The following is an 11,956-nucleotide window of genomic DNA, read 5'->3' as shown; positions in this document are numbered from 1 at the left end:
CGGAAACACCGCCCCCCCCCCAGGGGCGCTACCGGCCGCGCCCGCCACGGCCGGCCGGGCCTGTCTCGACGATGACGTGGCCGTGGTGCGCGTGTACGACGACCGCCTCGCCCATCCCGACGACCTGGCGGCGAAGGACGGCACCGAGGTGGGTGAGGTGATCATGCGCACGGTGAAGAGCGGGTACACCTACCGGCAGAATCCCGAGGAGCAGGCGAAGAAGTTCCGCGACGGCTGGATGTACCCGGGCGATCTGGCCACCTGGGACGAGGACGAGCTCGTGACCATCGTGGGCCGCAAGGACGACATGATCATCACCGGCGGCGAGAACGTGCATCCGGTGCAGGTGGAGGAGGTGCTGGCGGGGCATCCGGGTGTCGCCGACTCCCTCGTCACCGCGCTGCCCGACGCGGAGTGGGGCGAGCTGGTGGTGGCGTACGTGGTGCGACGGCCAGGTGAGCTGCCCGACCCGGCCGCGGCCGCCGCCGAGCTCGACCGGCACTGCCTCGAGAGCCTGCAGCTGGCGCGCTACAAACGGCCCCGCCGGTATGCCTTCGTGGACGAGCTGCCGTACACCGCCACCGGCAAGAAGCAGCACTTCGTGATGAAAGAACGCGCCCGGCAGGACGACCTCGACGGCCGGTTCATCACCCCGTAGCGTGGCGACTGCACGCGCCCGGCAGGACGACCTCGACGGCCGGTTCATCACCCCGTAGCGTGGCGGTTGAACGTTTCGGGCCGCCATCTCGTTGCCCTGAATGAACGACTTTTCGATTCGGACACGAGACAGCGGGTGGCAGATGGATGACGAGCAGGCGGAGTTGCTGCGCGCCGTGCACGACACCCACGGGCCGGCGCTGATGCGCTACGTGACGCGCCTCACGCGCGACCCCGAGCTGTCGCAGGACGTGGTGCAGGAGGCGATGCTGCGCGCCTGGAAGAAGCCGTCCGTGCTCGCGCTGAGCGACGAGGAGGCCAGGGCCTGGCTGTTCACGGTGGCGCGCAACCTCGTGATCGACGACCGGCGCAGCGCCCGGCACAACCGCGAGTTCGCCACCGATGAGGTTCCCGAGCGCGCCACGGCCGACCGCACCGACGCGGTGCTCGACCGCTGGCTGGTGTCGGATGCGCTGCTGTCGTTGTCGATCGAGCACCGCACGGCGATCGTACGGTCGTACTACTTGGGCGAGACGGCGGGGCAGATCGCCGAGAACGAGGGGGTTCCCGTGGGCACGGTGCGGTCACGGCTGCACTACGCCATGCGCGCGCTGCGGCTCGCCCTGCAGGAGAGAGGGGTGACCGAATGACCGGCCAACAGGACGACGAGTTCCGCGACTGGGATGCCGCGTACGTGGCCGGCATGCTCCGGCCCGACGAACGGCGCGCCTTCGAGCGTCACCTCACCACCTGCGCGGAGTGCTCGCGGGCGGTGGCCGAGTTGGCGGGGATGCCCGCCATCCTGGGCCGGCTGAGCGTGGAGGAGGCGGAGTCGCTGCTCGAAGCCGAGCCCACCGTGGTGGTCGCCCGGCGGGCCGACTCGGTGCAGGACCTGGCCAGGGCGGTGAGCCGACGCCGGCGCAGCCTGCGGCGACGCATGGCGGCGATCATGGCCGGCTCGGGGGCGGCCCTGGCAGCGCTGGGCCTGGTGGGCGGCCTGTGGCTGGGCGCGGGGCTCGGCCTCGGCTCGTCGCAGCCGGACGGGACCGAGGCTCCGGTGGCCGCACCCCTTCCCGGGGGCACCACGACCACGGCGGCCGAGCGAGTGATGATGACCCAGGTGGAGCCGGGCTACATCAATGCCGAGTTGCGGGTGAGCCCCACGGACTGGGGAACCCGCTTCGACTGGGACTGCAGCTACAGCGAGCAGCTGCAGTCGACCCTGGTCGGACCGGTGCCCTACGACCTCGTGGTGACCGACCGCACCGGGGTGGAGACCACGGTGGCGAGCTGGACCGCGGAGAACGGCGCCTCGGCCGGCAATCTGTCGGCCTCGACGAGCATCGCCGCATCCGACATCGCCTCGGTCGACATCCGGCTGAGCGGGAGCGACCAGCCGATCGTGCGCACCGACCTGTGAGTCATCAGGGGCTCTGAGATGCGCCGGGACCGCCCCGGCGCTCGGCTGCCACCACGCCTGGCAGGATGGTGGGCGTGCAGTTGACCGTGAACGGCTCGTCCGGAACCATCCGCGGCGAGCTCGATGTTCCCGTGTCGAAGTACCACGCCCACCGGGCGCTCGTGCTGGCCTCGCTCGCCCCAGGGCGCAGCGTCATCCGCGGGCTCTCCGAGACCCGGCAGGTGGTGTGGACGATCGGCGTGCTGCGCGCCCTCGGCACCCGCATCGAGGTGCAGGGCGAGGACTACGTCGTGCACGGCGGTCCGTACACGACCACCGGCGGTGTGGTGGATCACGGCTCCGTCTCGGCCGAGGGGCTGCTGAACGTGGGCTCCTCGGGCACCACGCTCTACTTCATGACCGGACTGGCCGCCCTCGCCGACCGGCCCATCACCCTCACCGGAATGAAGTACTTCCGCCGCCGGCCCATCCAGGCCCTGCTGGACGCGCTCGAGCAGCTCGGAATCCGGCACGAGTCGGCCGGCGGATGCCCCCCGATCACCGTGCACCCCGGCCGGCCGGAGGGTGGCCACGCGAGCATCCCCGGCACCCTCTCGCAGTGGCTGTCGGGGCTGCTGCTGGTGGCGCCGTTCGCCCGGCGCACGACCACGATCGAGGTGACGGGAACGCTCAACGAGCGCCCCTACGTCGATCTCACCGTGCGCATGATGCGGCACTTCGGCCTCGAGGTGCAGGCCTCCGACGACGGCCGCACCTTCGTGGTGCCTCCGGGGCAGACCGCCCGGCCGGCCGACTACACGATCCCGCCCGACATCGGATCGGCGGCGTTCGGGCTGGCGGCGACCGCGCTGCACCCCTCCGACGTTCTGTTCCGGGGGTTGCACGCCACCCGGGCGTCGGAGACCGACCATCCCGAGGCCGACTTCCTCGACATCGTCACGGCGATGGGGCTGCCCGTGCAGCGGGATGCCGCCACCGGGTTCGTGCGGGTGCGGCACGACGGCATCGCCCTCCAGCCGGTGGACCTCGACTGCTCGGGCATCCCCGACCTGCTGCCCGTGGTGTCGGCGCTCGCCGCCTTCGCCGAGGGGCGGTCGAGGCTGCACGAGGTGGCGCACATCCGGCTCAAGGAGTCCGACCGCGTGAAGGCGATGCTGCAGCTGAACCGGCTGGGTGCACACCTGACCGATCGCGGCGATGCGCTCGAGATCGACGGGCTCGGCGACGACGGGCCGCTGCACGGTGCGGCGCTGTCGTCGTTCAACGACCACCGGGTGCTGATGTCGCTCGCCGTGGCCGGCACCCGGGCCGACGGGGAGACGACGCTGACCTACCCGCGGGCGTACCGCATCTCGTACCCGCGGTTCCTCGACGCCATGAACGACATCGGGTTGCCGATGCGGGTTCGTGCTCGGGATGCGCGCGAGGAGGTGGCGCCGTGACGGATGCGGCGCGGGGGCGTGCGCCGCGGGCGGGCAGCGCGGCGCGGGTGGACGGTGCGGCGCGGGCGGGCAGCGCGGCGCGGGTGGACGGTGCGGCGCGGGCGGGCAGCGCGGCGCGGGTGGGCAGCGGGTCGGGCGAGGTGCTCGGCGCTGCCCCGGTCGGCTCGGGCACCGGGGTCACGAGCGCGGTCGATCGGATGCTCTCGGAGCGCGGGCAGGACACCGCCCTCATCGAGGTGGGCGACCGGCCGCGCAGCCTCAGCTGGGCCGAATTCGCCGAGGAGGCCGACCGCCTGTCGGCGGCGCTCGTGGCGTTCGGCGTCGAGCCGGGTGAGACCGTGGCGTTCCAGCTGCCGAACTGGACCGAGTGCGCCGTGGTGAGCCTCGCGGTGCTGCAGATCGGTGCCGTCGTGGCTCCCGTGATGCCGGTCTTCGGGGTGCGCGAGACCGCGATGGTGCTGGCCAGGTCACGCTCGCGGGTGCTCATCGTGCCGGAGTCGTTCCGCGGCCGGGCGCACGCCGCCGAGCTGCCGGCCGTGCTCGCCGAGGCCGAGGCGCGGGGGTCGGCCACGTCGCTCGAGCACGTGATCGTGCTCGGCGCGCGCGACGCCACGGGGGCGCTCCGCGCCGGCGCGCGGGACGCGGGTGGGGGAACCCACACCGGCACTGCCACCGGCACCTCCATCGGAGCGCCGTCGCGACCGCCGCAGCCCGCCCAGCACGACTACGACGCGTTGTTGAACCCCGAGGTACCGGCGGCCGCGCGCGCCGCCCTGCAGGCACGTCGTCCGTCAGCCGACGACGTGGCCCAGCTGCTGTTCACCTCGGGCACCACCGGCGAACCCAAGGGCGTGCTGCACTCGCACCGCTCGCTCGCCCTCGCCACCGCGATGGAGGCCGAACACCTCGCTCTCACCGGTGACGACCGCGTGTTCATCCCCTCGCCGCTCGCGCACCAGACGGGGTTCCTCTACGGTCTGCTGCTCAGCTGGCGCATCGGCGCCGCCGCGGTGGTGCAGCCCGTGTGGAACGCGTCGGTCGCCCTCGAGCAGGCCTTCGGATCCGCGCGGCCGAGCCCCCAGCGCGCCGAGCAGCACAACGCCACCGTCGCCCTCGAGCAGGCCTTCGGATCCGCGCAGCCGGATCATCCCGGCGCCGGCGCCCGGTTCATGCAGGCTGCCACCCCGTTCGTGATGGATCTCGTCGAAGCGGTCGAGGCGGGCGCACCGGCACCCGAGAGCCTCCGCATCGTGGTGCCCACCGGCGCCGCCGTTCCGCGGGAGCTCGCCGAGCGGGCAGGACGGGTGCTCGGCGCCGCCGTGTGCGGCGCGTTCGGTACCACCGAGACATGCCTCGGCACGCTTGCCGCCCCCGACGACCCGCCGGAGTCGGCCTGGGGAACCGACGGCCGGCCTCTGCCCGGCATCCGCATCCGCATCGTCGACGACGAGGGCGCCGAGCTGCCGTGGGGCGTCGAGGGCCACTACGAACTGCGTTCCCCCACCACCTTCCTCGGCTACCTCGACCGGCCCGACCTGACCGCCGAGGCCTTCACCGCCGACGGCTGGTACCGCACCGGCGACCTCGCTGTGATCGACGCGGCGGGCTACCTGCATCTCACGGGCCGGGTGAAAGACGTGGTGAACCGGGGCGGCGAGAAGATCCCGGTGGTGGAGATCGAGAACCTGCTCGCCGAGCACCCCGCGGTGCGGGAGGCGGCCATCGTCGCCGAACCGCATCCGCGTCTGGGCGAACGGGCCTGTGCCTTCGTGGCAACCGTCTCTGGCCGGCCGCTGGACTTCGCCGGCATGCAGCAGCACCTCGCCGCGGCCGGGGTGTCGAAGTACTACTGGCCCGAGCGGCTCGTGACGATCGACCGGCTGCCGCGCAACGCGGTGGGCAAGATCCAGAAGAACCTGCTGCGCGAGCAGGCGGCTAGGCTCGTGGCGGCCGACCCGCCCGCGTCGCTCGCCGAGCCGGCAGCCACCGCGCACGCGACAGCAACCGCGCACGCGACAGCAACAGCAACAGCAACCGCAGACGCGACAGCAGTACACGAGGAGGACGCGTGAGCACGCTCGACGAGGCCAGATCCGATGAGCCCGGGTCCGATGAGCCCGGGTCCGATCAGCCCGGCTCCGATGAGCCCGGGTTCGATCAGCGCGAGTTCGACGAGCTCGAATTCGCCCGGCTGAAGGCCGAGATCGAGGCCTGGGTGCGCGGCCCGGGCGAGGTGTGGGCCGAGCGCATCGAGGCCGAGGGCGACGTACCCCGAGAGCTGTACGAGGAGCTCCGCGACCGCGGGTACATGAGCCTCGCCGCCCCGGTGGAGCTCGGCGGCCGCGGCATCCCGTTCAGCCGGTATCTGGAGTTGCTGGAGCTGTTCTCGCGATCGCACGCCAGCATCCGGATGCTCGCCCACGTGAACAACGGCACCTGGCGCGCCATGCTGCCGTTCGCGAACGAGGCGCAGGTCGACCTGGTGCGATCCTCGATCGCGGGCGACGTGCTCGTGGCGTTCACCCTCACCGAGGCCACGGCCGGAACCGGCGCCGACCTGCGCTCGAGCGTGCGCCGCGAGGGCGACACGTACTACCTCTCGGGCGAGAAGCACCTCATCACCTTCGGGGTGAAGTGCGACTACTGGCTGCTCTTCGCCCGCCTCGAGGGCACCACCGGGCGCGAGGGCACCGTGGCCCTGCTGGTGCCGAACACCGGGCTGCCGGGCGCCGAGGTGATCGACGACTCGCAGACCATGGGCATCCGCGGTACCGACCACGCCATCCTGCGTTTCACCGACACCCCGGTGCCCGTGTCGGCGCGGCTCGGTGAGGAGGGCGACGGCCTCGCGGTGGCGCTCGGCGGCTTCCTGCTGCCCAGCCGCATCTCGGTGGCGATGAGCTGCGTGGGCCTCGCCTCGCGGGCTCAGGAGCTGGCCCTCGACTACGCGCTCACCCGGCAGACCTTCGGCAAGACCCTGGCCGAACGGCCCGTCATCCAGGCCTACCTCGCCGAGAACCACGCCGACATCGCCGCGGCCCGGGCGCTCGTGATGGCCGCCGCGGCCGCGTTCGAGAGCGGTGCTCCGGATGCGGGCACGCTCTCGAGTGCGTCGAAGATGATCGCCGTCGACATGCTGGCGCGGGTCACCGACAAGGCGCTGCAGATCCACGGCGGGCAGGGCTACTGGAAGCGCAACGCGATCGAGCGGGTGTACCGGGATGCCCGGGCGCAGCGTTTCGAGGAGGGCACGAACGAGATCCAGAAGACGGTGGTGGCGCGGGCGGTGCTGGCCGAGGCGGTTCGGGAGCGTTCCGTTCGGGATGCTGCTGCGGGCAGTGCCGTGCCGGATCCCGGTGCGGCTTCGGGCGGTGCGGCTTCGGGCTCGGGCTCGGGCTCGGATTCAGGGGTGCCCGCATGAGCGGCGACCCCACACGCGTGATCGTGATCACCGGCGCCTCCCGCGGCATCGGGCGCCTGCTCGCGCAGAAGCTCGGCGCCCAGGGCGCCGCGGTGGTGGTGAACTACAAGGTCAACACCGACCTCGCCGAGCAGTCGCTGGCCGACGTGGTGGCCGCCGGCGGATCGGGGCTCACGGTGCAGGCCGACATCGAGCATCCGGATCAGATCGAGCACCTGTTCGACACCGTCGAGAGCGAGTACGGCCGGCTCGACGGCTTCGTGGCCAATGCCGCCGCGAGCGCCTTCAAGCCCGTGGCCGAGCTGAAGACCCACCATCTCGATCGCAGCTACGCCATGAACACGCGCTCGTTCGTGCTCGGGGCCATCCGGGCGGCGACGCTGATGGACCGCGGCGGCCGAATTCTGGCCGTCACGAGCTACGGGTCGCTGCGCGCGTTCCCCACCTACGCCGCCCTGGGCGCCGCCAAGGCGGCCAACGAGGCGTACGTGAAGTACATGGCCACCGAGTACGGGCCGCGCGGCATCACCGTGAACGCGGTGAACGGCGGGCTGATCGACACCGATTCGCTCGACTACTTCTACAACCGGGTGCCGGGCATGGCGCCCGTGGAGACGGTGTTCTCGAAGATCCCCTTGCAGCGGCCGGGCACCGCCGACGACATGGCCGATGCGGCCGAGTTCCTGCTCTCGGAGCGAGCCGGGTACATCACCGGGCAGACGCTCGTGGTCGACGGCGGGCTCACGGTGGTGGCGCCGCCGTTCTGGGGCGACACGACGGGATCGTTGCGGGAGGCGGTGCTGGGATCGGATGGTTCGGGCGGGCCCGGCGGTACGGAGCCCGCGAGCGGTTCTGGGGCCGCGAGCGGTTCTGGGATCGCCGACGATTCTGGGGCTGCCGACGGTTCTGGGGCCGCGAGCAGTTCTGGCGCGGCCGAGTAGGCGACGCATCCGGATGTCTGCACCCCGCACCACGCTCCCCCTCACGTTCTCGCCGTGGCGGCTCGGCCCGCTCGAACTGCCGCACCGCGTGGTGATGGGCAGCATGCACACCGGCCTCGACTCGCTCGACGACGGCGGCGCCGCCCTCGCCGCGTTCTATGCCGAACGGGTGCACGGTGGAGCGGCACTGGTGATCACGGGCGGGCTCGCGGTGAACGCCGAAGGGTGCGGCGGGGCCGACTTCACGGTGATCGGCGGAACGGATGTCGGCGACACCACCACCGGCGGCTCCGCCTCCGACGACCGGTTGAAGACCGCTGTCGACGCCGTGCACGCGGCGGGTGGGTTCATCGCGGCGCAGCTCTTCCACGCCGGGCGGTACGCGCTGCTCGAGGGGGTGACGGATGCGCGGGGCGAGGCCGTGCATCCGGTGGCGCCGTCTGCGGTGCAGTGGCGGGCTCGCGGGTCGTCGATGCCGGTCGCGCTCGATGAGGCCGGCATCCGCCGAACCATCGAGGATTTCGAGCGGGCGGCGGCGCGCGCCGTCGAGCTGGGGTTCGACGCCGTGGAGATCATGGCTTCGGAGGGATACCTGATCAACCAGTTCTGCTCGCCGGTGACCAACCGTCGCGACGACGACTGGGGCGGCGACGCGGTGCGGCGGCGTCGGTTCGCGATCGAGGTGCTGCGCGCGGTGCGACGCGGTGCCGGAACCGACGTGCCCGTGATCGTGCGGATGTCGGGCGCCGACCTCGTGCCAGACTCCAGCACCCAGGACGACACGGATGCGCTCGCCCGCGACCTCGTTCGCGCCGGCGCCGACGCGCTGAACATCGGCATCGGCTGGCACGAGTCGACGGTGCCGACGGTGCAGGCGGCGGTTCCGCACGGAGTGTGGCTGCGCTATGCGGAGGCCGTGGCCCGGGCGGTCGCGCTGCCGGGCGACCCGTCGGCGCCCACCGCGGTGCCCGTGATCGCGAGCAACCGGCTCACCGATCTGCGCGACGCGGAGGACGTGCTGGCCGGCGGGCTGATCACGGCGGTGGCGCTGGCACGGCCGTTCCTCGCCGATGCGGCGATCGTGGCGCACTCGTGGCGCGGGCGGTTCGACGATGTGAACACCTGCATCGGGTGCAACCAGGCGTGCCTGGACCGATCGTTCGTGGGGCGGTCGGTGTCGTGCCTGGTGAACCCGCGCGCGGGGAACGAGGTTCGGTATCCCGTGGCGGTGGGGCTGCCCGGCGGCGGCCTCGGGGTGGGTGACGCTCTCGGTGCGGGTGGCGCACTCGGTGCGGGCGACTCTCTCGAGGCGGGCGGCGCACTCGGTGCGGGCGACGCTCTCGGTGCGGGCGACGCACTCGGCGCCGGAGACACCATCGAGCACCGCCGACGCATCGCGGTGGTGGGCGGCGGGCCGGCCGGGCTGGTCGCGGCCGACGACCTCGCCTCGAACGGCCACGAGGTGACCCTGTTCGAGGCGGCGACGCGGCTGGGGGGCCAGTTCGGACTGGCGGCGCGCATCCCGACCAAGGAGGACTACGCCCTCACTGTCGCGCACTACGAGGCACGACTCCGCACGGCCGGGGCGACGGTGGTTCTCGGATCGGCTGTGACGGCGCAGGAGCTGATCTCGGGCGGCTTCGACGGGGTGATCGTGGCGACGGGAGTGCGGCCGCGGGAGGTGTCGGTGCCCGGGGCGGGGCTGCCGCACGTGCTGAGCTACGAGCAGGCGCTGCGGGAGGGGGTGCTGGCGGGGCCGGTGGCGATTCTCGGCGGGGGCGGGATCGGCGTGGATGTCGCGAAGTACCTCGTGCTCTCGCACGACCCGGCGGAGCGGGCCCGCGAGTTCTCGCGGCGCTACGACTTGGCCCGGCCGGACACGTACCTCGAGGGTGACGCGCTGCCGCAGCGCATCCGCTCGCGGGTCGCGCCGGACGTGGCTGCCGGATCGGTCCGCCATGCCGACGACGATGCCGCCAACGGCGCAGCCGGCGGTGCGGCAGGCCCGCGGCCGGGAACCGAGGTGACGGTGCTGCGGCGGTCGGGACGCATCGGCGACGGAATGGGCATCACGTCGCGCTGGGTGGCCGTCGGCGAGCTCCGCGACGCGGGCGTACGGATGGAGACGTCGCTCGACTACGAGGAGATCGTTCCCGAGGGTGTGCGGATCGTGCGCGCCGACGGAACCCGCGAGCTGATCGAAGCGACCACCGTGATCGTGTGCGCCGGGCAGGAATCCCACGACCCGCTGAGCGCGGAGCTCGCCTCGGCCGGGGTTCCGCACGAGATCGTGGGCGGCGCCCGGGACGCCTCGGGTGTCGACGCCGTGCGCGCGACCCGCGAAGCCCTCGCAGCCGCGCGACGCCTGACGGCAGGCGGCTGACGGCTGACAGCTGACAGCTGACAGCTGACAGCTGACGGCGCCACCGAAGAGACGACCGCACAGCTGCTCACGTCACCCCGTCTGCACCAGTCCGCCGCGCACCGTTCCAAGCGCTGATGGGCGCGGCACCGGGCGCCCCGATCGGCACCCCGGATCGTCATGATGTCGCGCCGGATCATGGAGGCGGGAGCGAGGCGGGACTCGTGAGGTAGGTGGCGCCTCTCGGTGATCGCCACTCCAAGGTGCGTGCCGGATGGTACGCCGTGGAAGGTGGATGACCTCCGGACGAATCGGGAGACCGGAGGCCCGGCTCGGGGGCTGCGCGGACAGTCCAGGCCACCGCGTGTTTGAGGTGGTGGTGGCTCGAGCAGAGGTGGGCTAGGTTCGACGCGCTCGTGGCGCCGCCGTCGGCCCAGGCGACCGTGTGGTCGAGCTCGCTGCGGGAGGCGCGGCGGCCGCAACCCGGGAACCGGCAGGTCTCGTCGGCCGCGATGAGTGCGAGCCGCAGCTCCGCCGGTGCCCGGTAGCGGGTGCGGCGCACATCGAGCAGCTCGCCTGTGGACGGGTGGGTGAGCACCCGGAGGAAGGTCGGAGCAGCCGCCGCGATGCGCCGGGCAGTGGCCGCATCGATCGGGCCATAGCCGTGAAGATCGGCCGGAGCGTCGTCGCAACCGGCCAGGGTGGTGGCCGGCACCGTGACGATGATGGTCGGTTGCACCGTCTTCTCGCCGTCAGGGCGCCCGAGGATGATGCCGGTCAGCACGTCGGAGCAGCGCTGAGCGTGCGTTCGCTCCTCGTCGGGCCCGCGGAGTTCTCGGGCGGTGCGGTCGACCAGATCGTGGATGGCCAGAGCGTCGACAGCCGGCAGGTGATGGTGCAGCGTCGCCATACCGTCGCGCTCCGGATCGAGCCAGATTCCGCGCTCCTCGCGCGCCAGCCGGGTTCGCGACTCGATGGATTCGGGATGCACCCGCTCCCGCAACCGGCGGGCCCGATCGTCGAAGCGCGCGGCGGTGTTCTCGGCGGCGAGCGGCAGGGCCTCGACCTCGAAAGGGCCCCGCGACGATTCGGGCAACGACAGAGCGTGCAGAGCCATCGAATGCGCGTGGGCGTAGGAGATGTCGCCCGACGCGAGTGCCGCCAGCGTGGCCGGCAGGTCGGCGACGATGAGTTCGGACTCGTTGAGCAACCGCGCGACTGTTCGCTCGGAACGGCGCGACGCGCATCCGATCTCCGCGGCCAGCGAACGGCGGGCCCACTCCCGCTCGGTGGGCGTGGGTGCACCCGCGGTCGACGCCAGCGCCTCGGCCAACGCGATCGCCTCGACGAAGTCACGGGTGCGGGCGGCCTCGATGCGCGCAATGGCCCGCTCGGCCTCCACGATGCGCTGCACGACCGCGTCGTACCGCTCCCCGATCGCATCACGCCCCGCACCCGAGGCGCGCGCGAACACGGCCCCCTCACCGGGTGCGGATTCGAAGTGCGGCTTCATGAGATTAATTCAACACGCACCCACCGACATCGCGATGTCCAGCCGCATCTCGACAATGCAACCTATCTCTGAGACGCATCCACGACCATCGAGGGCAAGCGCGAAGCGCGCGGCAGCCCCTTCGCAGGCCACCCATCTTCCTGCCGAACACACGAAGCTGCCGCGCGCTCCGCGCTTGCCCTCTCATGTCGGGTCGTCTC

9 protein-coding genes are annotated in these 11,956 nt (G+C 72.3%); 8 read left to right on the top strand and 1 reads right to left on the bottom strand.

Annotated features, from left to right (window positions below; genetic code table 11):
* The 8 genes from ACEXOR_RS14255 to ACEXOR_RS14220 all read left to right on the top strand — a co-directional run.
* A partial coding sequence (locus tag ACEXOR_RS14255; protein ID WP_374850355.1) for a class I adenylate-forming enzyme family protein occupies window positions 1-658 on the top strand: 658 nt, incomplete at its 5' end.
* 142 nt (window positions 659-800) lie between these two features.
* A complete protein-coding gene (locus ACEXOR_RS14250; protein WP_374850354.1) occupies window positions 801-1,307 on the top strand; it encodes a sigma-70 family RNA polymerase sigma factor in 507 nt (168 codons plus the stop codon).
* Window positions 1,304-2,077 (top strand): anti-sigma factor family protein, encoded by a 774-nt coding sequence (locus ACEXOR_RS14245; RefSeq protein WP_374850353.1) that lies wholly within the window; start codon window positions 1,304-1,306, stop codon window positions 2,075-2,077. Before ACEXOR_RS14250 ends, ACEXOR_RS14245 begins: the two co-directional genes overlap by 4 nt.
* Window positions 2,078-2,151: 74 nt before the next feature.
* Window positions 2,152-3,519 (top strand): 3-phosphoshikimate 1-carboxyvinyltransferase, encoded by a 1,368-nt coding sequence (gene aroA / locus ACEXOR_RS14240; protein ID WP_374850352.1) that lies wholly within the window; start codon window positions 2,152-2,154, stop codon window positions 3,517-3,519.
* Complete coding sequence (locus tag ACEXOR_RS14235; RefSeq protein WP_374850351.1) at window positions 3,516-5,591, top strand: AMP-binding protein; 2,076 nt, start codon at window positions 3,516-3,518, stop codon at window positions 5,589-5,591. Before aroA ends, ACEXOR_RS14235 begins: the two co-directional genes overlap by 4 nt.
* Window positions 5,588-6,940 carry an acyl-CoA dehydrogenase family protein gene (locus ACEXOR_RS14230; protein WP_374850350.1) on the top strand — a complete coding sequence of 451 codons (1,353 nt, stop codon included), beginning with the start codon at window positions 5,588-5,590 and terminating at the stop codon, window positions 6,938-6,940. Before ACEXOR_RS14235 ends, ACEXOR_RS14230 begins: the two co-directional genes overlap by 4 nt.
* Window positions 6,937-7,881, top strand: a complete 945-nt coding sequence (locus ACEXOR_RS14225; protein ID WP_374850349.1) for an SDR family oxidoreductase — start codon at window positions 6,937-6,939, stop codon at window positions 7,879-7,881. The genes ACEXOR_RS14230 and ACEXOR_RS14225 overlap by 4 nt, the downstream gene beginning before the upstream one ends.
* A 13-nt stretch (window positions 7,882-7,894) precedes the next feature.
* Window positions 7,895-10,264, top strand: coding sequence for an oxidoreductase (locus ACEXOR_RS14220; protein ID WP_374850348.1), 2,370 nt, complete (start codon window positions 7,895-7,897; stop codon window positions 10,262-10,264).
* A 175-nt stretch (window positions 10,265-10,439) separates the two neighbouring features.
* On the opposite strand, the gene ACEXOR_RS14215 is transcribed toward ACEXOR_RS14220, so the two are convergent.
* Entirely contained in the window at window positions 10,440-11,756 is a 1,317-nt protein-coding gene (locus ACEXOR_RS14215) for an HNH endonuclease (protein ID WP_374850347.1), read from the bottom strand.
* Window positions 11,757-11,956 lie beyond the last annotated feature (200 nt).

This window comes from Herbiconiux liangxiaofengii, from assembly GCF_041927335.1.
In the GTDB taxonomy this organism is placed as follows: domain Bacteria; phylum Actinomycetota; class Actinomycetes; order Actinomycetales; family Microbacteriaceae; genus Herbiconiux; species Herbiconiux liangxiaofengii.
This window is presented reverse-complemented; position numbering and strand designations above follow the sequence as displayed.